Genomic DNA, 22,890 nt, shown 5'->3' with positions numbered 1-22,890 from the left:
GTCAAATCCACTCTGGACCACAACACAAAGTCCTCACACGAGCACTCTCCGACTTTGCCGTGCCCGTGGGGTGTGGTGGCGGTGGCCGAGTTGGTCGGCCGGCTGGGCGTGACCGCCGCGCTGGACGACGCCGTGGGCCGAATCAAGCAGCGGGATCGAGGATTGTCCGGCGGAGAGTTCCTGGTCGCGGTGGCGCAGGCGCAGATGTGCGGCGCGCAGTTTTGGGTGGGTCTGGATCGCCGCCGCGCCGATACGGCGGGTGAGGCGTTGTCCGCGGTGCCCACGCCGGCGGCGAGCACCGCGGTGGAGTTGGCGTCTCGGTTCGGTCCGGCGCAGGTGGCTGGTATCGAGGAAGGCATCGGGGAGATCGCCTGCCGGGTTGTCGGTTTGCTGCCGGCCGCCCGGCGGGCGGTGCTGCGCACCGGTGGGGCCACCATCGACCTGGACGGCACCGACGTCGAGGTGTACGGGGCCAAGAAGGAAGGGATCGCCTACAGCTACAAGGGCGCCCGGGCCGGGCGCCCGCACGTGGCCACGTGGGCGGAGGCCGGGGTGGTGACCGCCGCGGACCTCCTCGCCGGTGATGAAGACCCCCGCCCGGGAGCGGGCTCGCTGATCGAACGCAGCGTGGCCACCCTCAACGCGGCCGGGGTCACCGCCCGGCCGAAGGTCCGCGGCGATGTGGGCTACTTCGCCAAGGACATCGCGCAGGCCGCGGTGGAGGCCGGCTGCGACTTTTCCCTCGGAGTGACCCGCAACCCCGCGGTCTGGCGAGCCGCGGCCGCGATCCCCGACGATGCATGGCGCAAAGCCGAACGGATGAAAGGCGCCCAGGTCGCCGTGTGCGACTACGCACCGGCCGGCTGGCCACCCGCCACCATGACCGTGGTGCGGCGGGTCAAGGTCCACGCTACCGATATCTCGGCCGACCCACGCGCCCGCCGCCGGCGCACCATCCCCAAAGCTCAACTCACGCTCGCCCTGGACGGCCTGGTCGGGCACGTGTACGCGTACTCGTTCATCGCCACCAACCTGGATGTGTCCACCCCGGCGAAGACGGTCGCGGTGGAGGCCTGGCACCGGATGCGCACCGACATCGAAGATCGCATCCGGGATGCCAAGCACGGCGCCGCGCTGCGGCACCTGCCCTCCGGCAGCCGGGCGGCCAACACGGTGTGGATGTGGGGGGCGCTGCTGGCCGTCAACCTGTCCGCCTGGCTGCAGGAACTGGCCGGCCTCGACGACGGCGACGGACGAGGCCGCAACCACCTCGGCACCCTGCGCCACCGGCTGATCACCGTGCCCGCCCGGCTGGTCCGCCACGCCCGGCAGGTCACCCTACGGCTACCCCCGAGGCAACAGTTACTGGCTCAGGTCCTGGCCCGGCTCCGCCGGCTACCCATCTGGACCTGACCACTCGGCCCATCGGCCATGTCCCAGCCCACGGAGACCAGCGAACCCGGCGCCACCCGGGAAACCGGCATGCCCACCCACCGAAACACCACACCACCCATCGCCTATCACCGATGCGTAGCGATCACGCCTCCGCTATCCGTGGATCCGGGTCTGAACGCACGTGTGCAGGTGTGGAGCCCCCGGCGGTTTGCCCGCCGGGGGGCTCCACCAATCGTTCGCCTCGGGCTCTGCCGGCACGGCGAGGATCTCCGCAGCCGTGGGCGAGGGCGGGCGCATCATGGCCTGGGTGTTTCGGAACCTCGCCGGTCCGCCGATGGTGGAGAACGCCGTCCAGGGCGGCTCGCGGCAGGCTCGCGACCTCTGGAAGCGGGACCTCGAGCGGCGTCAGCAGTGGAGCCGCGAGCAGCGTGAGCGCAGGCGCGCCGAACGCGGGGCGCGGCGCGAACAGTAGGCCGATCCTGAGCCGCACCTTTTCAGGCGCTGGCGCACCTGGAACAGCCGCGGCTCGACGAAGAGACCCGCGAGGTGAACACTCCGGGCCGCCGACGCACGGCCATTCGGCCGACCGGTCACTGGTCGGCGTGGCCGAGCCGGACCTGACGGCGCCGCCACGCCTTCACGGCTACGCCAGCGGCGATCACTGCCAGCAGAACCAACTCACCGATCCCCAGCTGCCGTTCGAGGTAGCGGTAAGAGGCAGCGCCGAGGTAGCCGAGTAGTGCCACTGCTGCCGCCCACGGCAGCCCGCCGGCCAGGTTCGCTCGCAGGAACGGTGGCCATGGCATCCCGCCGGCGCCGGCAACCATCGGAACCAGGACGCGTAGGACCGCCACCCATCGGCCCGCCACCACCGCCCACGTCCCCCGTCGAGCGATCAGGCGTCGGGCCCGCTCGATGTCGGCGTGCCGCCGCACCAGACTCGGGACGTGGCGCAGCGCCTTCGGGCCGTACCGGCGGCCCAGCGCGTAGCCGATCTGGTCGCCGAGGCAGGCCCCGACCGTGCCGGCGACGACCACCACCCAGAGCGGCAGCGAGCCGGTGTGTGCCAGGAGGCCGCCGATCAGAATTGCCGTCTCACCCGGTATGACCAGACCGAGCAGGGTCGAGGACTCGAGGGCCGGCAGCAGGAACACCAAGGCCAGGACAAGGGCCGGCGGCAGCCCGGTCAGTGCCGCGAACACCGTGTCCACCGGCTGATTGTCCCCCTCGGCGGTTGTCCCACGGCCGAAGAACGCCCATTCCGCGGCAAGCGCCACCTGCCGGCGGGATGGCGAGTGCAGGCGGACCCGACCTGTCACGTTGGGTGCGGACGACGGGCCGGCCGAGCCGTGGTGTGAGCGGACGTCTCGCCCGTCTGCGGGCCTGTCGATCAGTCTGGCCGTCTCGACCGGCCTGGTTGGTCGACTGACTACCTATCGGCTGGCTGCGGAGCTCGTGGCGGCGAGCCACACGGCGGCGGCGACTGTCGCGGCGGCCAGCACGAGTCCGATGATCCGTACGGGGGTGACCGTGAGGGATTCCCCGAAGACGGTGATGCCGAGGATGGTGCTGGTCACGGGGTCCATGAGGGTGAGAGCGGTCAGCGGAGCGGCGAGGCGGCCGTTCTGGAACGCGGTCTGGTTCAGCAGCAGCCCGATGGCAACGACCACCACCAGCGCGGCGGCTGGCCAGCTGACCACGGTGGCCAGGAGGGTGCCGTGGCGGCCCCCGGTGAGATCCTTGACCAGGGCCGCCGCGAGGCTGTAGGCGATGCCGCCGGCGGTGCCCAGCAGCGCGCCTCGCGCGGCGCCGCTGAGGCGGTGGGCGGCCAGGACGCAGGCCGAGATGACCACCGCCGCGCAGATGGCGGGGACGGTCCAGGCGGCGGGGCGAGGACTGGACACGCCAGGGCGAATGTCCGCAATGAGGAGGAACGCGGTCAAACCGGCAATACCTATCGCGACAGCGATGAGGTCCCGAGGCGCGACGCGTCTGCGGACAACGGCCGCTTCGATCAGCACCGCCATGAACAGGCCGCTGGCCATGACGGGCTGGACGACCGCGAGCGTTCCGATTCGCAGCGCGAGGACCTGGAAAATCGCACCGGCCGTGTCCGGCACCCAGCCAGACAACCACGTGCGGCTCTTGAACAGCCTCAGGAGCAGACGCGGATCAGCGACGCCGTACTGCGGTTGGTGCTTCGCGGCGCGCTGGTGCAGCACGGAGGACAGCGCAAAGCAGAACGCTGCGGCCAGCGCGAAAGGGATCATTGCGCGGCCAGCACGTGGTCGGCGGTCTCGTCCCGCGGCGTCGTCATCGATGACGTCCGCGACGGCCGGCAGTTCGAGCATCCGTACACAGCACAGCCTCGGAGACCACGGCGGCCATGTCGGCGCCGGCGAAGATCGTGGGTGCGGGGCCGGCGGTGGTGAGCGCGGTGAGGACCGGCCGCAGGCGGGTGGCGGCGGCGACGTAGGTGGTCAGCCCCGCGCCGGCCAGCACCTCGGCGTTGGCTCTGCCATGGCCGGGGATCGGCCGGTAGGTGACGGTCGGTAGTCCGGACGCCAGGGACTGTTGGCAGGTGAGGCCCCCGGCGTTCTCCACGACAACGTCGACCGCCCGCATCAGGGTGGGCATGTCGTCGACCCAGCCCATGACGTGACCAGGAAAGCCGTGCAACCGGCGGCGTAGGTTGTCATTGCGTCCGCATACGATGATCGGCGTGACGCAGCCGGTGGCGAGCACCTCCGTGGCGGTACGGGTTACGTCGCCGACACCCCAGGAACCAGCGACGATCAACGCCAACCGTTCCCCGTCGGGCAAGCCGAAGAAGGCACGCGCGGTGCGCTTGTCGTCGGTCGACAGCCGAGTGTACCGGGCGGATACCAGCGGGCCGACCACTCGGACATCGGGTGCGCCGCAGGCGGCGGCCTGCTGTTGCGTGGCCTCGTGGATGACACAGTAGGTGTCGACACCGGGTGCCATCCAGGTCGGGTGGACCGCGAAGTCGGTGACGTAGGCGATGACCGGTGTGCTGAGCCGCCCGGCGCGGCGTAGCGGCCCGAGGATCTGGTTGGCGAACGGAAACGTCGTGACGACGAGGCGGGTGCCGGGTGGTAGCCGCCTCAGCATCCGCCGGGAGGCGAGTCGCAGCGCGGCTCTGATCGCGCTGACCGCCAGTGGTGAGCGGTCGGTGATCGTGAACAGCGCGTCGTAGCTGCAGGGCAGCCAGCGAAGTAGCGCCCGGTAGCCTTCGCGGACGATGGTGTGCATGGGCCGTGGCAGCGCGGTGAAGAAGTTGAGGTGCTCCACCCCGATGCCGCCAACGGCCAGTCGATCCGCAAGCTCGGCGGCGGCGGCGTCGTGTCCCGCACCGATGTCCCCGGACACGATCACGATGCGATCGTGGCCAGGGCGAACCTGCGGGCCCGCCAGCCCGCCGTGGTGGCCCCGCGGCGGGCCCGCGGCGCGCGGCGGCCCGAGCCGGCTGCCGGCGACTGACCGCATTCGGCTGTGGGCGTACCCCTCCTCCCGGCGGTTCACCCGGCGCGGTTACCCGCCTGCGCCACCGCCATGCGTTCGATGGATCCATTCACCCTGATCAACCCATTGACATCATCGTGGTCTGCCGTAACGATCAGCGGAAGTCCACTTGCTCCTGCCTTCGTCGTTGCGAACCCGGATGACAACGATGTCAGCTCGCAACCGTGGGGAGGGCGAGTGGAGGCACTCGACCGGATCGAGTCGAAAGGCACCCCCGCCATGCCGATCCGCGCCGCCCCCGCCCCCGATCCACCCGGCTGTTCGCCGCGACAGCCGCGACCCTGTTGCCGGCGGCACTGCCCGGGTCTCGGCACCGCCACCGCGGGCGGCGGGCAGGACGCGGCCAAACTCTTCGACGACTCGTCGACCACCCAGCTGACCTTCGCCTCCGGCACGCCGCAGATCAGCTGGATGTTCCGGGGCGGCAGGCAGAAGCCGACCTACTACACGCTGACCTCGGGAGCGAGCGCGGGCGACCCGACCGACTGGCGGTTGCAGGGTTCCAACGACGGGATCTCCTGGACCACCCTCGACCACCGCCGCGGCCAGGAGTTCCGGTGGCGTAACCAGACCCGGCCGTTCAAGATCCACCGACGGGGTGAGTTCGCGCAGTTCCGATTGGTGGTGACCACGACGACCGGCGCCGAGCGGACGGATCTGGCCGAGGTCGAACTGCTCGCCGGCGGCGACGTCGAGCTTGGTGGCGGTGCCGTCGCGGTCAGCACCGCGAACGACGTGCACGCCACCACGGGGGTCGCGGTGTCGGTGCCGCTGGCCACCGTGACCGGTCTGCATCGGCGACGAGGGCGTGCGCACGGCGAACTGCGACGCCAAGAACTGGGCGTACTCGCGGGCCGCCCTCGAAGCCGCCGGGGTGATCCAGGGCCAGCGGCACCAGGTGCCCGGCACGGAGCTGCACTTCACGCTCCCGGTGGTTCCGCCGGGGCAGCCGGACGACGCGACCGGCAACGGCCGAACGGTCGTGTTCGACCTCCCGGCCGACGCCCGGAACGTCTCGTTCATCGGCGCCGGGACGCAGGGCAACCAGAACACCACCGGGTACGGCGACGTTCGGTGACGGCACACCGCCAGCATCCCGATTCAGCTGAGTGACTGGACGCTGGGCGGCAACGCCGACGGCACCCCGGCCTACGGCAACATCGTCGTCGCCAAGGCCGGGTACCGGCTGCACGGCACGAGCCGGGACGGTGCGCAGCCGTTCCTGTTCGCCACCACGCCGTACCAGATTCCGGCGGGCAAGACGCTCGTCTCGGTGAACCTGCCGACGCAGACCGGTGACCCCGGCTCGACCGGCCGGATCCACGTGTTCGCCGTCGCCGACGACGGCACGCCGGTCGACGCGTTGGTGGTCACCGCCCCGGGGGACCAGACGGCCACCGCGGGCGCGGAGTTCGCGGCGGGGCTCGGTTCGGTGACCGGCGGCGTTCCCGGCGCGGGGGGCTACCACGCCCGCGTCCAGTGGGGCGACGGCACGGTCCCGGACGACGTCACGATTGACCCGTCTGGCGCGATGAGCGGCCGGCACACCTACTCGCGGGAGGGCACCTACCGGGTGCGGGTCACCGCGTGGGATTCGCTGTCGAGCAGCACCGGGGCCTTCACCGTGACGGTGACGGGCGGTGGTGCCCAGCCGACGCCCGCGGTGGCCGGGTCCGCCACGGCCGCCGGCGGCGACACGATCACCGTCGCCGGCGGCGGCCCCGCCCCGTCACCGCTCGCGCGAATGCTGACGGCGTCGTCCCGGGCGGGTCCGTCGGCATTCCGGACACTGCTCCGACTGGCTCGACCAGCATCACGCGGGTGGGGGAGACGTCGGCGCGGCGGATCTCGCTGCCGTTCACCGTCACCGGCTCGAGCTGAGGCCGGGTGGCAGCGCGTTGGGTGGGGCCGCGTGTACGGCCCCACCCAACGCGTCTCGAGTCAGGCCAGCGCGGGCACCGCAACCGACGCCCGGTCCGGCGGCCGGCCGAGGTCATCCGCGCGGGTTGGCGCCGAGTGCGAGCGCGACGCCGCCGAGCGCCCCCGCCCGGGACGCCAACTCACTCCGCACCACCTCGACCGCCTCGGCGGCGGACGCGATCGCGGTCTCGGCGAGGCCCCGCTGCAACGGCTCGCGCAGCAGGTCGGTCGCGCTGCCGAGCTCGTCGCCGAGAACGACCCGCTGTGGATTGATGAGGTTGACGAGGTTGCCCAGCGCGTAGCCGAGCTGGCCCCCGGCATCGGTGATGAGGCGGCGGCAGCCCGGGTCGCCGGCGCGGGCGGCGGCGATGAGGGCGGCGAGGTCGGCCAGCCCGGCGTTGGCCTGTCGGGCGTGGGCGAGTAGTGCCCGGCCACCGACGGCGAGTTCGAGGCAGCCACGGTTGCCGCAGCGGCACACCGGGCCCCGGGCGTCGAGCGTGACATGGCCCAGTTCCCCTGCCGTGCCGGCGGCGCCCCGGTACAGCCGGCCGTCGAGCACGATCCCGGCGCCCACCCCGGTGCCGAGCTTGACGTGGACCAGGTTGGTGCAGCCCCGGCCGGCCCCCCACACGTACTCGCCGAGCGCGGCCAGATTGGCGTCGTTCTCCGCCCGGACGGGCAGTCGGATCAGGTCGCCGAACGCGTCGCTCGGGCGCAGGTCGGCCCAGCCGGGCAGCATCGGACGGGCGCCGATGCGCTGGTCGTGCGTGATCGGCGCGGGCACGCCCAGCCCCACACCGACGACTTCGTCCCGGTCAGCGGTGATGTCGGACAGCGCGTCGGTGAGCAGGCCGGCGGCGAGTTCGAGCACCTCGTGGGGCCGGTCGTCGGCATCGAAGTCGGTGTGGGTCTGCCGTTCGGCGAGCACGTCGTGGTCAAGGTCGGCGAGGGCCACCCGCACGTGTCGGCGACCGATGTCCACCCCGGCGGCGATGCCGGCGGCGCGGGTGAGCCGCACGACCGACGCCGGTCGTCCGCCGAGCGTGCGCCCGGCCGACCGGTCCGAGGGGCCGGTGCGCTCCGTGACGAGGTCGGCTGCGCTGAGCTCGGCCAACGCGGTGGAGACCGAGGCGCGGGACAGCCCACTGAGCGAGACCAGTTCGGCGCGGGTCCGGGGACCGTGGGCCCGGAGTGTCTCGGCCACGCGACGAACGGTCGCGGACACACCGGGACGCCACAGCGTGTGCGGAGGAATCTTTGGCGTCATCAGGGTGAGATCCTGCTGTGCCCGCTCCGGTTCTGTCAATCGACGGCAAAACCGACCAAGTAGACGCCCCCAGGTCACATTTTGATTGCCAGGAGTTGACACAACTGGGTGGAGAAGCGAGTGTCGCAGGGGATCCCCACCATGCTCGAACACGTTCCGTCACACACCGATACCCCAACACCCCGAGTTTGACGGAGGACGCATGCGCTTCAGCACTCGCATGGCCACCGCCGCCGGCCTCGCGCTTGCCCTTCTGGCAGGTGGCTGCGGCGCGGACGACGGCAGCGGCAGCGACAGCCCGCAGGTGGAGGTCTTCACCTGGTGGGCTGATGGCGGCGAGAAGGCCGGCCTCGACGGTCTGGTCGCCCAGTTCACGACCGACTGCTCGCAGTACGAGTTCATCAACGGTGCGGTCGCGGGCGGTGCCGGCGCCAACGCCAAGCAGGTGCTCGCCTCCCGTTTGCAGCAGAACGAACCGCCGGACACCTTCCAGGCGCACGCCGGCGCGGAGCTGTCCGACTACATCAGGGCCGGCCAGATCGAGGACCTCAGCGCACAGTACGAGGAGTGGGGTCTGACCGAGGCGTTCCCGAAGGGCCTCGTGGAGAGCCTGACCGTCGACGGCAAGATCTACTCGGTGCCGGCCAACATCCACCGGGCCAACGTTCTGTGGGGAAACAAGACCGTCCTGGCCAACGCGGGCATCACCGCACCAGCCACCACGCTGCCGGAGTTCTTCACGCAGCTGGACACGCTCAAGGCCAAGGGCGTCGCCACGCCACTCGCGCTGGGCAAGGACTGGACCCAGCAGATGCTCTTCGAGGCGGTGCTCATCTCGAAGCTCGGTCCGGAGAGGTTCAGCGGGCTCTGGACCGGTCAGACCGACTGGGCCGGCGCGGACCTCACCGACGCGATCAACGACTACAAGAAGCTGCTGTCCTACAGCAACACCGACCGCGACACCTTCGACTGGACCGACGCCGAGAAGCTACTCATGGACGGTAGGGCCGCGTACCAGCTGATGGGTGACTGGGCGGCCGCGGACCTCGACGCCAAGGGCTTCACGGACTACAACTACTCGGTCTTCCCCGGCAACGGCGACGCCTACCAGTGGCTCGCCGACTCGTTCGTCCTGCCGAAGGACTCCAAGAACCCCGAGGGCGCCAAGTGCTGGCTGAAGACCCTCGGCAGTACGGCCGGGCAGAAGGCGTTCAACACGAAGAAGGGCTCGATTCCGGCCCGTACCGACGCGGTGGCCGCGGACTACCCGGCCTATCAGCAGAGCGCGATCGAGGACTGGGCCAAGGGAACGCCGGTTCCGTCCTGCCCACACGGCTCGGCCTGCTCCCAGGGCTGGCAGGGTGCGGTCGCCTCCGCGCAGGGCAAGTTCTCCAGCGACGGTGACGTCGCCGCCCTGCAGAACGCGCTCGTCGCCGCCGCCGAGCAGTACGCGGGCAAGTAGCACAAACGGCTGCGCTGGGGTGGGCCGCACGGCCCACCCCAGCGCGTCCCTGATGGAGGACCGTTGACCACCAGTACCGCACCGCCGGCCCCGCCGCAGGCCCGCCGGCGCCGCAGCGCGGCCGCCCGTCGGGCCAGGATGCAACGCTGGGCGCCAGGGCTGCTGCTGCTCTCACCCTCGCTGATCCTGCTGGGCATCTTCGTCTACGGCCTGATCGGCTGGACCGTCAAGCTGTCCCTGAGCGACGAGCACGACGCCCTGGGCAGCAAGGGCTTCGTCGGCCTGCGGAACTTCACCGACCTGTTCACCGAGGACATCAACGGCCGGTTCGTGCACTCGTTGCGGAACCTGCTGATCTTTACCGTCGTGTTCATGGTCGGGGCGCTGCTCATGGGCCTGCTGTGGGCGTTCCTGTTGGAGCGGGGCGTGCGCGGCGAGGGCTTCTTCCGCGCGGCCTACCTGTTCCCCATGGCGGTGTCGTTCGTCGCCTCCGGCGTGGTGTGGCGGTGGCTACTGAACTCCGGCACCGGTGACCAGGCCGGCGGCCTCAACCGGATCTTCCACGATCTCGGTCTCACGTTCCTGGAGAATCCGTGGTGGACCGACCCGAACTGGGGGATGGCCGCCATGGCCCTGCCGGCGATCTGGCAGCTCTCCGGGTATGTGATGGCGCTGTTCCTGGCCGGCTTCCGGGGCATCCCGGCTGAGCTGCGTGAGGCCGCAGCGGTGGACGGCGCTTCCAGTTACCAGCTGTACCGGCATGTTGTCTTCCCGCAGCTGACGCCGACCGCGCTCTCCGCGACGATCATTCTGGGTCACATGTCGATGAAGATGTTCGACCTGATCATGTCGGTCTCCGGCGCGCAGTGGATCACCGAGGTGCCCGCCGTGTACGTCTGGCAGACGCTCCTCACCAGCGACTACGCCAAGGCCGCCGCGATCTCGGTCATCCTGTTGCTGCTCGTGGCCGTGGTGATCGTGCCCTACCTCGTCTACAACAACCGGGTGGAGCGTCGTTCATGACCGCCAGCACCGTCACGCCCACGACCGACGCACGGGTGAGTGCCGGCCGGCCGGGCCGCACGTCGCGCGGCGGGATCAACCGGCGCTCGCCCGCGGGCCGGGCCGTCACGTACGCGCTGCTGTTCGTCTTCCTGATCGTGGTGCTCATGCCGGCCTACGTCCTCGTGATCACCAGCCTCAAGTCCGGGCGGGAGATCGGCGTCAACGGTCAGTGGAACCTGCCGACGGACTGGACGTTCGCCTCCTGGGAGAAGGCCTGGTCGGCGCTACGGCCGTCGTTCATCCGCACCTTCGAGCTGGCCGTTCCGGTGGCGGTGATCTCCTCGGTCCTCGGCGCCGCCAACGGGTTCGTCCTGTCGCGGTGGCGCTTCCCGGGCGCCGACGTGGTGTTCACGCTGATCCTGTTCGGCATGTTCATCCCGTACCAGGCGGTCATGATCCCGCTGCGGCAGGTCGTGCAGGAGATGGGGCTGCCACCGGGCATCCCGACGCTGGTCTTCGTGCACTGCGTCTACGGCATCCCGATCTGCACCCTGATCTTTCGCAACTACTACGCGACGACGGTGCCGGCCGAGCTCATGGAGGCGAGCCGGGTCGACGGCGCGGGGATGCTGCGGACGTTCGTCTCGGTGATCCTGCCGCTCTCCGCGCCGGGCTTCGTGGTGACTGTCATCTGGCAGTTCACCTCGGCCTGGAACGACTACCTTTTCGCGATCTTCATGTCGAACACCCGCAACGGACCGGTCACTATCGCACTCAACGCCCTCGCCGGGGCGCAGTCACCCGACTACGCCGCAGCCATGGCGGGTGCCCTGATCGCGTCACTGCCGACCCTGCTGGTGTACGTCCTGCTCGGCCGTTGGTTCATCGGCGGGCTCATGGCCGGCTCGGTCAAGAGCTGACCGGCCCCGGCCCGGTGATCACTCTCTCATCCGGCCGATGTCGGCCTGCGGCCCGCGCGGGCCAACGGGCATCAGCCGCCCGGATGGGCGTTCCAGAAACCGATCAACGTGGCGGTCCACCAGCCGAGCTGGGAGATTGCGGTTCCGACGGCGCCGGGGACCATCGCGGTCCAGCGTGGGTGCCCGTCTCCGGCGGTGATCCGGTCGCCGGCGCGGCGGAGAAGCAGCCCGTTGAGCCCGACCACCAGCACCGCGCAGAGCTTGATCCGGACCAGCCCGGAGGAGGTGTCGGGGCCGAGCGCGGCTCCGCTGAGCACGAGACCCACCAGCGCGCCCCAGATGAGTGGGTGCGCGCCGCCGCGGCCAGGACGGTGCCGAACGGCTCGCGGCTCAGCCATCCAGTTCGGCCAGTTCGGCCAGTTCGGCGGTCCGGGTCTGCTGCATCCGCTCGGTGAATGCCTTGAGCTGCGGGCTCACGCCGGAGGTCTGCTGACCCCGGCACAGCACCACGGTCTGCGTGAGGTGCGCCCGGATCAGGGCCACCGCCCGGAACGGTAGCTCGCCGGCGGGCGCGGTGGCGGTGCGTGGCGGTGCGTGGCGGTGCGTCGGCGTTGTTCCCAGTCGCGTACCTGCCGGATGGTGATCGCCACCAGCCAGGACCGGAACGCCTCCGGATCCTGCAGGTCGCCGAGGCACCGGAAACCCGGCCCCAGGGCTGCCGCCACCCGGGTCCGCCATCGTCCGGGAGAGGGGCGTCAGATCGTGCGGGCACCATCCGTGCCGCCTGTTCCCCCGACTCGGACGTCGCGCTGGCCATGCCGCCGGTGCGACCGACACCGGAGCCTGAGCGTCATGCCGTGATCCCGGTCGGTGGTGTGACCAGGCGACGTGGTCGCCGGCAAGTGCGGTTGCCACGGGCAACGCCCAGGACCGTGCTCCCGAACGTCAGGCGCGGTGGCGGCGGACGCGCTCGACAACGTCGCGGCCGTCGGCGGCCTGCTGGCGTGGGGCGAAGCCGGCCTTGCGCAGGGCAGCCATCGTGTCAGCCGTGGTGGCCTGGCTGGCCAGCACGGTCGGGGCGAGTAGACGCAGCTCGAGCTTGTCCAGTCGCTTGTCGGCGCAGATCTGCGCCAACAACGCGGTGTCGTCGCTGACCAGAGTGCTGGCCACGGGCGCGACCCGGATCGAACCGTGCTGGCGGGCGACGTCGGACAGCAGGTAGACCAGCGGTTGCTGCAGTCCCCCTTCGGCGATCTTCGTCAGGGCCCTTGTCAGGCGGTGCTCGGTCCAGCCTGCGTCGTACGCGCCACGTACCGCTGCGGGGTTGAAGCGCCAGGTCGTCGCCACGCCGCGGGACTCCACGACGGCGGTCGCAGCGAGTAGCTCTGCCAGCTCCGGGCTCGGCGTTCCGACCACGACCGCGGTCAGGTCCGCCTGCAGCCGGGCGGTGCGGGCGACCTCACCCAGGTCACCGATGGCCTTGACGATGTCCCCGCCGGCCAGCAGCGCCTGTCCGGCTGGGCTGGTCGCGCCCGCGCCGAGAGCTCCCAAAGTCGTGGCCTCCTCCAGCAGACCGTGCGCCACGGTGGCACCGCCAAAGGCCAGCGGCTGCCGCCACCACAGCCAGTGCGCCGCCTGCTCGGGGTCCGTCGCCGCCCGGTTGCCCAACGCCCGCAGCGCGAGCAGCCGGGCGTGTGTCGACCGGGCGTCGTCGTGGTCCGGCACCCACGGCCCGGTCTGCGACGACGGCAGATAGCCCAGTTCGCGCCACGCCTTCAAGATCACCGCCAGCCGATGGTTGAGACCGAGCTTGAGCCAGCGGTCATACCCGGCCGTCGGGATGACACGGTTGCCGAGTTCGGCCAGCCCGGCCCCTTCGGCGACCGCCAGCAGCAGCCGCACGGTCGAAACCGTCACGCCCAGCGTCCTCGCCGTCCGAGTCAGTTCGCGCACGCCGACGCCGCCGGCCTTGACCGTTGCCAGTGGCTCCCGTCCAGCCCCGTCCAGCAGCGCCGACAACAGCCCGACCACGGCGATGCCCTGCGCCTGGGCGTCGCGGTGCACTGCCGTGGGTTTCGGTTGTCGCCAGGCGACCGGGGTTCCTGTGGCTGGAACGGGGCCCGGTAGTCCGCTCCTCGCAAGGCGAGCGCGACCTGACCCGCCAGCTGATGGTCCTCCCAGGTCACGCGGTACACCACCCCGCGCTCCTCGGCCCAGTCCAGCGGATGTACCCGGCGATAGCGGCTCGGATACCGGCTGCGGTGCGCGACGCCGCCGCCGTGGTGCCGGATCCGTCCACCATCGCGTTCAACCTCCGCCAACAGCGCCCGCGTCGCGGCGGGCATCCGCTTGACGAGCCCGTGCACGTTGTCCCTATCGAGGAAGAACTCCGTCACTGCCCGCAACAGGTCCGCCTTGCGGCCCTTCGTCGGCAGCCCCAGGTTGCCCGAGACGACCTTCAGGTCGTCGACGCTCAACACCGCGGCGAGCTGCCCAGCCGGCGGGCCCACACCCAGCGGACGGGCGAAGACCTCGCACATGACGTCGTTCACCTCGTACCGGCTCCGCAGCCGCGCGGCCAGCCCCGCATCGCTGGCACGTCGCAGGTACGGTGCTGCGTCGGCGCCAACCAATGTCGACACATCAGTCTCGGTGACGACGCCACCCAGCGCCAGAGCCGCCTCCAACACCTGCAGGGTCGGCAGGTCAAGGTCAGTAAGCTGTTGATACGGATTCACCAGGGCGCTCCTAGCCAGGACAGGGCAACACCCTGAATCCAACCGCACGAACCGAATTCCGTGCCGCGACCCCCCGCCGTCGCCAAGCTCCGACGCGCCCGGCCGTTGGCCAGGGCCCCGAGGCGGGGCGGGCGGCGGCCCGCATGAGCATTCAGCGCATCACAAGCACGCCGGCGAGGGTCGTGAGGACGATGCCGACCACCAGCATCACGCCGACTTTGGTGGCATGCTGCGAGGAGAGGTCGATCCGGCCGGTCGTGGCCGGAGCCTCGGGTAGGTAGACCAGGTAGACCACCTGGACCTCCCGCCCCAACGGCCACGTCCGGGTGCCCGACGAGGTGCTGCGTTCCAGGATCGCGCTCCTCAGGCGTGGACTGTCGCCGGCTGGGCGGCGTCCGTCGGGGGCACGGGGCCGATGTCGCGGGCGGCGAGGTAGTCGCCGTCCGCGGCTCTGTCCGGGGTGACGATCGCGGTGGGACCGGTCTGACGGACCCTCACCCACTCCGTGTGGAACTCGCTACCTGGAGCGATCTCGGCGCGCCGCGCGGGCTCCCGGCGGGGTTCGATCGGGCACACCACCGCCGGTCGAGCCGGGGCCGTCTCGGCCGCGGCGCCGCGGGCGAACTGGGCCAAGGCGAGTGCGGCCGGCTTCGGCCGGTGGTCGACGGTGAACAGGCCCAGATCGTATTCCCGGTCGGGAAAGTCGGCGAGACGGCGATCGATGTCGTGCGACGACCACCAGGTGACACCCCACAGTGCCGGGTTCGGCGCGACCGTGTCCAGGGTGCGCGCGACGAACTCGGCGGCGTGCTCGGGTGGCACGTCCGGTCGGGGCGCACCGACCTCCTGTAGCCACACCGGGCGGTGCGGGTCGGGTGCGCTCGCGGCGGCGAGTTCGACCAGGTAGTCGGCGTGGGAGGTGCTGGCCGGCCCGAGTGGCCCGTCGATGCGGGACGTGCCGTTGAACACCCAGGAGTGCACGGTGGTCAGGTCGCCGAGGTCGACCGCGTCGGCGGGCTGGAAGGGGTGGTCGGGGGCGTACCAGGCGTCGTCGTACACGGAGTGCAGGCACAGCACGGTGGGCGCTGCGGCCCGGACCACCTCGAGCAGCTCCGTGGCCCAGTGCCGGGAGGCGGCGGGTGTCGAGGTGTTGGCGGGCCAGAGGTTGTTGACCTCGTTGCCGAGGGTGATGGCGAAGACGTTGGGACGTGTCGCGATCTCGGCACTGACCCGTCGGACGTAGTGGCTGATGCCGTCGCGCGCCGTCCGGTCGGTGAACACGCTGCTCTGGTGCCAGGTGAGCACCCAGGACGGCAGGAAGTCGAAGCTGGACAGGTGACCCTGGAGCAGGTCGACCGCGACGTCGAGGTCGAACTCCGCCGCCACGTCGATCAACGAGAGCAGGTCGTCGATCGGTCGCTGGCGCAGCAACGCCCGGTTGGGCTGGATCCACGGCCAGATCGGGAAGACCCGTACGTGGTCCAGGCCGATGCCGGCCAGGTCTTCGAAGTCACGGCGTACCGCGTCGGCCGAATAGTCGAGCCAACTGTAGAACCAGCCGTCGGACGGCACGTAGTTGGCGCCGAGGCGAACCCTTCGGGTGCTCGGCGAGTGGTCGATGGTCAAGCGTCCTCCGTGCGGTACTCGGTACGAGATCTAAACCGCTTTACTCACCCGCACGCGCCGGCGGGTGCTCGAGACGTGCTCTCCCGCACCGTCAGCCGGGGTGTCTCGGTCTTGTGGTTCCTCGCCGCCGCGGGATCGGCCAACACCGCCACCAGGGCCTGCGCCGCCTGCACCCCGAACAGGTAGGTGTCGCGGGACAGCGTGGTGAGCGAGGGGTGGGTGAGCTGGGTCAACACCGAATCGTCGAACGAGATGATCGACAAGTCGTCCGGAACGGCGACCCCCATCTCCAGCGCGACGCCGAGCCCGGCCACCGCCATCAGGTCGCTGTCGTAGATGATCGCCGTCGGTCGGTCGGCCCCGGAGAGCAGCTTGCGGGTGGCCGCCGCGCCTTCGGCGTCGCTGAAATCGGTGTGCAGCGACCTGGCGCGGGGGAGTGTCATCCGGGCGGCGGCGTCCCGTAACGCCCGGGCCCGCCGCTGGGTGTGCTGGAACTCCGGCAACCCCGCCACGTGTGCGATCCGGGCATGCCCGAGGGCGGCGAGGTACTCCACCGCGGCGAGCATCGCCGCCCGGTCGTCGGCCCACACGCAGGGCACCCGGCCGTGCCTGCCCGGTCCACCGACCACCACCGCCGGAATCCCGAGCTGCTCCACCACGGCGATGCGCGGGTCGTGTGTCTTCAGGTCGATCAGCACGAGGCCGTCGACCCGGCGTTCGGACACCCAACGCCGGTAGGTGTCGATCTCCGCCTGGCTGTCTTCGACGATCATCAGGTGCAGCGCGATCGACTGGCTGGACAGCTCGGCCTGCAGCCCGGAGAGCAGACGGGCGAAGAAGGGCTCCACCCCGAGGGTGCGTGCGGGGCGCGCGATCACCAGGCCGACGGCGTCCGCTCGGGCGCCGCCGAGGGCCCGGGCCGCGCTGTGTGGACGCCAGTTGATCTCCTCGGCGACCTGGAGGATGCGCGCCCGGGTGGCCGCGCTGACGCCCGGCCGGCCGTTGAGAGCGAACGAGACGGCGCCCTTGGACACCCCCGCCCGCTTGGCGATGTCGGCGATGGTCGGTCGCTGCATCTGGTGTCGTTCTCCGTCCGTGTGGGGGGACCAAACAGGCGACGATCGGTCCGCCGACTCTTGACACGCGATTCTAGCCAGGGGGATAGTCCGTGCACTAGACCGGTTTACCACCACCACATCACCTGTGCGCACCGGACACGCCCGACCCGACACGCGTTGCCGGCTGACCACAGCTACGAGCGGGAGTAGAGATGCGAACACGCTTGGCCGGACTCGCCCTGTCCTCGGCCGTGCTGACGGTGCTCGCGGGATGCGGGCTGTCCGGCACGGACTCCAGCGACGAACAGGTCACCACCACCGGCGAGATCAAGGGCACCGTGACCCTGCAGACCTGGGCCCTGAAGCCCAAGTTCACCGACTACCTGCAGGGTGTGATCGACGGCTTCGAGGAGAAGCACCCGGGCGTGACCGTCGAGTGGCTGGACCAGCCGGGCGACGGGTACTCGGAGAAGGTGCTCAGCCAGGCGGCCAGCGGCCAGCTGCCCGACGTGACGAACCTTCCGCCGGACTTCGCGTTGCCCCTGGCGGAGCAGGGGTTGCTGCTCGACGTCGCCGGGGCCGACGGGAAGCTCCGCGACGAGTACGTCGCCGGCGGCGTCGCCGCGTACGAGTTCGCCGGCCACACCGGTGTCTACGGCTACCCGTGGTACCTCAACACGGACGTCAACTACTGGAACTCCGAGCTGCTGAGCCGGTACGGGCTGGACGCGACCAAGCCGCCGACCACGGTGGAGGAGCTGGTGGCCCAGGCCCGGATCGTCAAGGAGAAGTCCGGCGGCAAGGTGTACCTGATGAGCCGGAAGCCCGGCCTCGGCGACCTCACCCAGGCGGGCGTCGAGATCCTCTCGCCGGACGGCAAGACGTTCGTCTTCAACACCCCGGAGGCCGCGGCGGTCCTCGACACGTACCGGGAGGCGTTCGCCGAAGGGCTGCTACCCCGCAACGTGCTCACCGACGCGTACCTCGGCAACATGGAGCTGTTCAAGAAGGAGCAGGTCGCCTGGACCACGGGCGGTGGCAACTCGATCAGCGACATCAAGGTTGCCAACCCGTCGCTGGCCGCGAAGGTCGTTCCGTCGCCGTCGATCGGCACCCCACCGCTGTACGCACAGGGTCTGTCGGTGTCGAAGCGGAGCGAGAACCTGCCCACGGCGATCGCGCTGGCCCGCTGGGTCACCAGCCCGGAGAACCAGGCGGCGTTCGCCGAGATCGTGCCGGGCATCTTCCCGAGCACGGTCGCCTCGGCGACGGACCCGCAGTTCAGCGTGAGCGACGGCAGCAACGCCGGTGACGCGAAGGTGATCGCCTTCCGGTCGCTGGCCGACGCGCGGATGTTGCAGCCGGTCGTGGTCGACCCGGCGATGGACGACTTCGTCAAGCAGCAGTTCTCGCTGGCGATCAGCGGGGACATCACCTCGAGGGAGGCGTTGGACAAGGCGGTCAGCAAGTGCAACGAGCTGCTCAACGACTGACCGGCCGGGCCCCGTCGGCCGGGCGTTGACCAGCCGGCGCTCGGTCGGCCCGGAACGGGCCGGCCGGGCACCGGCGACGTCCGCGCGGCGGCCACCACCTGCCGTCAGCTCCGTCGCGGAGCGCACCGCATCGCCACGCCACCCACCAGACCGAGCAGAGCGGGACGCAATGAGGAATCAGCGTTGGTTCACCCCCTGGCTGTTGGTTTTGCCCGCGGTCGTCTGGCTGTTGGTGTTCAACCTCTGGCCGGCGGCCAACACCGTGATCCTGGCCTTCACCAACGCCAAGCCCCTGGGTGGCGGCCACTTCACCGGGCTGGACAACTTCCAGCGCATGCTCGACGACGAGCAGCTGGTCTACGCGCTGGTGAACAGCATCGTCTACATGCTGGTCTGCCTGCCCCTGCTGGTCTTCCTGCCGCTGCTGCTCGCGGTGCTGGTGGAGAAGAAGCTGCCGGGCATCACGTTCTTCCGCACCGCCTTCTACACCCCGGTGATCGCCTCCGCGGTGGTCGTGGCGCTGATCTGGACCTGGCTGCTGGAGGACAGGGGCCTGGTCAACGGCCTTGCCCAACAGGTCGGGCTGATCTCCGAACCGTTGCCGTTCCTCAGCGGGCGGTGGCTGCTCCTGCTCAGCGCGATCAGCCTCACCGTGTGGAAGGGGCTGGGCTATTACATGATCATCTACCTGTCGGCGTTGGGGAACGTCCCGCGTCAGCTGCACGAGGCCGCGGCGGTCGACGGCGCCGGGCCGGTCCGCCGGTTCTGGTCGGTGACGGTGCCCGGCGTCCGCACCACGATGTTGCTGGTCAGCGTCCTGATCACCGTCTCCGCGCTGCGGGTCTTCACCGAGCTGTTCGTCCTCACGAACGGCACCGGCGGGCCCGGCGGCCGGGACATGTCGGTGGTCATGCTCATCCAGATGTACAGCAGGGGTTTCACCGGGCACCTCGGCTACGCGTCGGCGCTCAGCCTGCTGCTGTTCGTGATCACGATCGGCCCGATGCTCCTCCTGCTGCGCCTGAACCGGAAGGCGGCCTAGCCATGACCCAGCTCGTCAACCGTCGCGCCGACGTCCCGGCGGCGGCGCCGTCCCGGCCGCCGAGACCCCGCCGCGGGGGTTCGGGTTTCGGCACGATGCGGCCGGGTGAGAAGCTGCTCCGGTACGGGTTGCTGCTCCTGGCACTGGTGGTGACCGTCGGGCCGTTCGTGTGGCAGCTGGCCACCTCCCTCAAGGGCGCCGGCGAGGACATCTACACCACGACCCCGCAGTTCCTTCCGTCCGATCCCACGATCGACAACTACCTGCGGGTGAGCGAGACGATCCCGGTCTGGTCGTACGCGAAGAACTCGCTGGTCGTGGCGTTCCTGGTGGTGTTCGGCAACGCCGTCGGTGCCACCCTGGCCGGGTTCGTCCTCGCCAAACTGCACTTCCGGGGCCGGACGCTGCTGCTCGCGTTGGTGCTCGGCACGCTGGTGCTGCCCGGCGAGGTGACGATCATCTCGCAGTACGTGACGGTCCGCAGCCTGGGCCTGGCCGACACGTTGCTCGGGGTGGCCCTGCCCGGCGCCATCAGCATGCTGAACGTGTTGCTGATGCGCGCGGCGTTCCTGGCGATCCCCACCGAGATGGACGAGGCGGCGGTGATCGACGGCGCGACGCCGTGGCAACGGCTGATCCATGTCGGGCTGCCCAACGTCCGGGGGATGCTCAGCGTGGTCACGATCTTCGCCTTCATCGGCGCCTGGGACGACTTCCTGTGGCCGCTGATCGTGTTGACCGACCCGAAGAACTACACCCTCACCGTCGGCCTGCAGTACCTCAGCGGTTCCTTCGTCTCGAACCCGCGGGTCATCGCCGCCGGCACCATGATCGCGTTCATCCCGATCGTCGTCGTCTTCGCGACGCTGCAACGGTTCTTCTTCCGCGGCGTCGAGGAGGGCGCCATCAAGGGATGAGCGGTGCTCCCACCCCCACCCATCCACCCCCACACCCCACCCCCACCGGAGGTGATCCTGGATGCGACGCCTGCTCCTGTCCCTGCTTGTCGGCGCCACGGTCGTGGCCGGCAGCACCCTCACGGCGGCTCCCACCGCGTCGGCCACCGACGTGGCCGACGGCAGCCAGCCGTACGCCTCGTACTGGTTCCCGGACGACATCCTCGACTGGGACCCGGCGACCGACCCCGACGCCCGCTTCAACCGGTCAACGGTTCCGCTGCGGCCCAGGGTCGCCGACCCCACGCTGAAGGCCAACCCGAACGCGCGGGCCGGCGAGGGCCGGGTGGCGTCGCTGGTGTCGTTCGCGCCGACGTCCGCCAACCCGTCACAGGGCTCCCTCGAGGAGGACTACTACGCCTTCGGCCACTGGCAGTACATCGACACCCTCGTGTTCTGGGGCGGATCGGCCGGCGAGGGTCTGATCCTCGCGCCGAACCCGACCGTCATCGACGCCGCGCACCGCAACGGCGTCAAGGTGTACGGCACGGTGTTCTTCCCGCCGACCGCCTACGGTGGCAAGATCGATTGGGTGCGTGACTTCGTGCGAAAGTCGGGCTCGACCTATCTGGTCGCCGACAAGCTTGCGCAGGTGGCGCAGTACTACGGCTTCGAGGGCTGGTTCATCAACCAGGAGACGGCGGGTGGCGACGCCGCACTCGCCACCGAACTCCGGAACCTCATGACGTACGGGCGTACCAAGGGCGTCGAGTTCATGTGGTACGACGCGATGACCGAAGCCGGCACCATCTCCTGGCAGAACGCGCTCACCACCGCCAACGACTCGTTCCTGTCCGACCCGACGCGGGTGTCGGACTCGATGTTCCTCAACTTCTGGTGGTCCGGTAGTGGCCTCGCGTCGTCGCGGGACCACGCCCGCTCGCTGGGGCGCAGCGAGTACGAGCTGTACTCCGGCATCGACACCGAGGCCAACGGCTACCAGACCAGCGTCGACTGGGACGCCATGTTCCCGGCCGGTCAGCCGCACGTCACCTCCCTGGGCATCTACCGCCCGGAGTGGACCTGGACGTCGTCGAGCGGACCGGCCGACTTCCGGGCGCGCGACTCGCGGTACTGGGTCGGCGCGAACGGCGACCCGTCGGACACCACGACCTCCTCGTCCTGGAAGGGGCTGGCCACTTACGTCGCCGAGTCCACGCCGGTGACCCAGAAGCCGTTCGTGACCAGCGTCAACGCCGGCCAGGGCGACTCCTACCACGTTTCCGGCACGCGGGTGCGCACCGGCGGCTGGAACAACCTGTCGATGCAGGACGTGCTGCCGACGTACCGGTGGATCGTCTCCTCGACCGGCTCGGAACTCACGCCGTCGCTCGACTTCACCGACGCCTACGAGGGCGGCTCGGCGCTGCGGCTCACCGGAACGCTGGACGCGACGAACACCGTGCGTCTGTACCAGACCCAGCTGCCGGTCGCCGCGGACACCAAGCTGTCGGTCGTCGTCAAGACCCCGGCCGCCGGCGCGACGCACCTGAGCGCGGCGGTGGCGTTCACCGACGCCCCGAGCACCTTCACCACCCTCGACCTCGGGGCGACGTCCGGCACCGGCTGGGAGCGCCGCGTCCTCGACCTGTCCGCATACGCCGGCAAGACCATCGCCCAGATCGGGCTGCGGGCGTCGGCGCCGGCCGTCGTCCCGTCCTACGACATCAAGATCGGCCAGCTCGCCGTGTACGACGGGGGCGTGGACACCGCCGGGCCGCCGACCGGGCTGACCGTCCTGGGCAGCACCGACGTCTCGGCGACCCGCAAGACGCTGCGCCTGGGCTGGACCGCCTCGAGCAGCGGGTCGGTGCATCACTACGACGTGTACCGACGCGACCCCGACGGTGGCCGCACCTACCTGGGCGGCACGCCGAACGACGCGTACTTCGTGCCGCAGCTGGACCGGGTCGGCACCGAGACCAGCACGACCATCGAGGTCGAGGCGGTGTCCACCGAGTACGGTCGCTCCACCGCGGCGACCACGACGGTCACCTGGTCCGGCACGCCACCGACCGACAGCAACCTCGCGCTCGGCCGGCCGGCGACGGCGTCCGGGCAGTGCAACGGCGCGGAAGGGCCCGCCAAGGCCGTCAACGGCAGCGTCTCCGGCGGAAACAGCGACAAGTGGTGCACGCTGACCGCGGACAGGTGGCTGGAGGTCGACCTGGGCGCGGTCCGTTCGCTCAACCGGTTCGTCGTCGAGCACGCCGCCGCGGGCGGCGAATCCACCTCGTGGAACACCCGCGACTTCACCATCGACGTACGCTCGGCGGCCTCGGACCCGTGGACGACGGCCGTCACCGTCACCGGCAACACCGCCGCGGTGACGACCCACCCGGTGACCGTCGATGCCCGGTACGTCCGGCTGGTCGTCACCACACCGACCCAGGACAACGACCCCGCCACCCGCATCTACGAGTTCGAGGCCTGGGGCGCGTAGCCTCCCCACCTCCCCACCCGCC

General features: G+C 70.4%; 24 protein-coding genes and 1 pseudogene. 11 read left to right on the top strand and 14 right to left on the bottom strand.

Annotated features, from left to right (window positions below; translation table 11 throughout):
- Positions 1-81 precede the first annotated feature (81 nt).
- Positions 82-1,413 carry an IS1380 family transposase gene (locus QTQ03_RS07750; RefSeq protein WP_289277395.1) on the top strand — a complete coding sequence of 444 codons (1,332 nt, stop codon included), beginning with the start codon at positions 82-84 and terminating at the stop codon, positions 1,411-1,413.
- 289 nt (positions 1,414-1,702) lie between these two features.
- Entirely contained in the window at positions 1,703-1,867 is a 165-nt protein-coding gene (locus QTQ03_RS07745; RefSeq protein WP_289281032.1) for a hypothetical protein, read from the top strand.
- Between the two features lie 118 nt (positions 1,868-1,985).
- Here QTQ03_RS07745 and QTQ03_RS07740 read toward each other — a convergent pair whose 3' ends face one another.
- From QTQ03_RS07740 to QTQ03_RS07730, 3 genes are all read right to left on the bottom strand, one after another.
- Positions 1,986-2,606: a DedA family protein gene (locus QTQ03_RS07740; RefSeq protein WP_289277394.1), complete on the bottom strand. Its 621-nt coding sequence runs from the start codon at positions 2,604-2,606 to the stop codon at positions 1,986-1,988.
- Positions 2,607-2,828: 222 nt separating this feature from the next.
- On the bottom strand, positions 2,829-3,746 hold the full coding sequence (locus tag QTQ03_RS07735; RefSeq protein WP_289277393.1) for a DMT family transporter: 918 nt from the start codon (positions 3,744-3,746) through the stop codon (positions 2,829-2,831).
- Entirely contained in the window at positions 3,709-4,830 is a 1,122-nt protein-coding gene (locus tag QTQ03_RS07730; RefSeq protein WP_502889846.1) for an MGDG synthase family glycosyltransferase, read from the bottom strand. Before QTQ03_RS07730 ends, QTQ03_RS07735 begins: the two co-directional genes overlap by 38 nt.
- 285 nt (positions 4,831-5,115) lie before the next feature.
- Here QTQ03_RS07730 and QTQ03_RS07725 point away from each other — a divergent pair, with 285 nt between their 5' ends.
- Positions 5,116-6,051: a hypothetical protein gene (locus QTQ03_RS07725; RefSeq protein ID WP_289277392.1), complete on the top strand. Its 936-nt coding sequence runs from the start codon at positions 5,116-5,118 to the stop codon at positions 6,049-6,051.
- A gap of 36 nt (positions 6,052-6,087) precedes the next feature.
- Here QTQ03_RS07725 and QTQ03_RS07720 read toward each other — a convergent pair whose 3' ends face one another.
- Entirely contained in the window at positions 6,088-6,312 is a 225-nt protein-coding gene (locus QTQ03_RS07720) for a hypothetical protein (RefSeq protein ID WP_289281031.1), read from the bottom strand.
- Here QTQ03_RS07720 and QTQ03_RS07715 point away from each other — a divergent pair.
- Positions 6,212-6,514 (top strand): annotated as a pseudogene (locus QTQ03_RS07715) (hypothetical protein); the annotation flags it as partial. The gene QTQ03_RS07720 and the pseudogene QTQ03_RS07715 overlap by 101 nt on opposite strands.
- Here QTQ03_RS07715 and QTQ03_RS07710 read toward each other — a convergent pair.
- Both QTQ03_RS07710 and QTQ03_RS07705 read right to left on the bottom strand, forming a co-directional pair.
- Positions 6,505-6,642, bottom strand: coding sequence for a hypothetical protein (locus QTQ03_RS07710; RefSeq protein WP_289281030.1), 138 nt, complete (start codon positions 6,640-6,642; stop codon positions 6,505-6,507). The pseudogene QTQ03_RS07715 and the gene QTQ03_RS07710 overlap by 10 nt on opposite strands.
- A gap of 289 nt (positions 6,643-6,931) precedes the next feature.
- Positions 6,932-8,125 carry an ROK family transcriptional regulator gene (locus tag QTQ03_RS07705; RefSeq protein WP_289277391.1) on the bottom strand — a complete coding sequence of 398 codons (1,194 nt, stop codon included), beginning with the start codon at positions 8,123-8,125 and terminating at the stop codon, positions 6,932-6,934.
- 202 nt (positions 8,126-8,327) lie between these two features.
- On the opposite strand from QTQ03_RS07705, the gene QTQ03_RS07700 reads away from it, so the two are divergent.
- The 3 genes from QTQ03_RS07700 to QTQ03_RS07690 all read left to right on the top strand — a co-directional run bounded on the left by QTQ03_RS07700 (position 8,328) and on the right by QTQ03_RS07690 (position 11,512).
- Positions 8,328-9,587, top strand: coding sequence for an ABC transporter substrate-binding protein (locus QTQ03_RS07700; protein WP_289277390.1), 1,260 nt, complete (start codon positions 8,328-8,330; stop codon positions 9,585-9,587).
- Between the two features lie 138 nt (positions 9,588-9,725).
- Positions 9,726-10,610 (top strand): carbohydrate ABC transporter permease, encoded by an 885-nt coding sequence (locus QTQ03_RS07695; protein WP_289280729.1) that lies wholly within the window; start codon positions 9,726-9,728, stop codon positions 10,608-10,610.
- Entirely contained in the window at positions 10,607-11,512 is a 906-nt protein-coding gene (locus tag QTQ03_RS07690; RefSeq protein ID WP_289277389.1) for a carbohydrate ABC transporter permease, read from the top strand. The genes QTQ03_RS07695 and QTQ03_RS07690 overlap by 4 nt, the downstream gene beginning before the upstream one ends.
- A gap of 71 nt (positions 11,513-11,583) precedes the next feature.
- Here QTQ03_RS07690 and QTQ03_RS07685 read toward each other — a convergent pair whose 3' ends face one another.
- The 8 genes from QTQ03_RS07685 to QTQ03_RS07650 all read right to left on the bottom strand — a co-directional run bounded on the left by QTQ03_RS07685 (position 11,584) and on the right by QTQ03_RS07650 (position 16,952).
- On the bottom strand, positions 11,584-11,910 hold the full coding sequence (locus QTQ03_RS07685) for a hypothetical protein (RefSeq protein ID WP_289277388.1): 327 nt from the start codon (positions 11,908-11,910) through the stop codon (positions 11,584-11,586).
- Positions 11,903-12,055: a hypothetical protein gene (locus tag QTQ03_RS07680; protein ID WP_289277387.1), complete on the bottom strand. Its 153-nt coding sequence runs from the start codon at positions 12,053-12,055 to the stop codon at positions 11,903-11,905. The genes QTQ03_RS07685 and QTQ03_RS07680 overlap by 8 nt, the downstream gene beginning before the upstream one ends.
- Positions 12,046-12,237 carry a hypothetical protein gene (locus tag QTQ03_RS07675; RefSeq protein ID WP_289277386.1) on the bottom strand — a complete coding sequence of 64 codons (192 nt, stop codon included), beginning with the start codon at positions 12,235-12,237 and terminating at the stop codon, positions 12,046-12,048. The genes QTQ03_RS07680 and QTQ03_RS07675 overlap by 10 nt, the downstream gene beginning before the upstream one ends.
- A 220-nt stretch (positions 12,238-12,457) precedes the next feature.
- Positions 12,458-13,429, bottom strand: a complete 972-nt coding sequence (locus tag QTQ03_RS07670) for a helicase-associated domain-containing protein (RefSeq protein WP_289277385.1) — start codon at positions 13,427-13,429, stop codon at positions 12,458-12,460.
- 23 nt (positions 13,430-13,452) lie between these two features.
- A complete protein-coding gene (locus tag QTQ03_RS07665; protein WP_289277384.1) occupies positions 13,453-14,250 on the bottom strand; it encodes an SAP domain-containing protein in 798 nt (265 codons plus the stop codon).
- A gap of 151 nt (positions 14,251-14,401) precedes the next feature.
- Complete coding sequence (locus QTQ03_RS07660; protein ID WP_289277383.1) at positions 14,402-14,545, bottom strand: hypothetical protein; 144 nt, start codon at positions 14,543-14,545, stop codon at positions 14,402-14,404.
- Between the two features lie 68 nt (positions 14,546-14,613).
- Positions 14,614-15,876 (bottom strand): glycoside hydrolase 5 family protein, encoded by a 1,263-nt coding sequence (locus QTQ03_RS07655; RefSeq protein ID WP_289277382.1) that lies wholly within the window; start codon positions 15,874-15,876, stop codon positions 14,614-14,616.
- 44 nt (positions 15,877-15,920) lie between these two features.
- Positions 15,921-16,952 (bottom strand): LacI family DNA-binding transcriptional regulator, encoded by a 1,032-nt coding sequence (locus QTQ03_RS07650; RefSeq protein ID WP_289277381.1) that lies wholly within the window; start codon positions 16,950-16,952, stop codon positions 15,921-15,923.
- Positions 16,953-17,146: 194 nt separating this feature from the next.
- On the opposite strand from QTQ03_RS07650, the gene QTQ03_RS07645 reads away from it, so the two are divergent.
- From QTQ03_RS07645 to QTQ03_RS07630, 4 genes are all read left to right on the top strand, one after another.
- Positions 17,147-18,427, top strand: a complete 1,281-nt coding sequence (locus tag QTQ03_RS07645; RefSeq protein ID WP_289277380.1) for an ABC transporter substrate-binding protein — start codon at positions 17,147-17,149, stop codon at positions 18,425-18,427.
- Between the two features lie 169 nt (positions 18,428-18,596).
- Positions 18,597-19,469, top strand: coding sequence for a carbohydrate ABC transporter permease (locus QTQ03_RS07640; RefSeq protein ID WP_289277379.1), 873 nt, complete (start codon positions 18,597-18,599; stop codon positions 19,467-19,469).
- A gap of 95 nt (positions 19,470-19,564) precedes the next feature.
- Entirely contained in the window at positions 19,565-20,386 is an 822-nt protein-coding gene (locus QTQ03_RS07635) for a carbohydrate ABC transporter permease (RefSeq protein WP_502889845.1), read from the top strand.
- A gap of 61 nt (positions 20,387-20,447) precedes the next feature.
- Positions 20,448-22,868 (top strand): endo-beta-N-acetylglucosaminidase, encoded by a 2,421-nt coding sequence (locus QTQ03_RS07630; protein ID WP_289277377.1) that lies wholly within the window; start codon positions 20,448-20,450, stop codon positions 22,866-22,868.
- Positions 22,869-22,890 lie beyond the last annotated feature (22 nt).

It is taken from the genome of Micromonospora sp. WMMA1363 (assembly GCF_030345795.1).
Classification (GTDB): domain Bacteria; phylum Actinomycetota; class Actinomycetes; order Mycobacteriales; family Micromonosporaceae; genus Micromonospora.
Note: the sequence above shows the minus strand (reverse complement) of the source record. Positions and strands in the feature narration are given on the sequence as shown.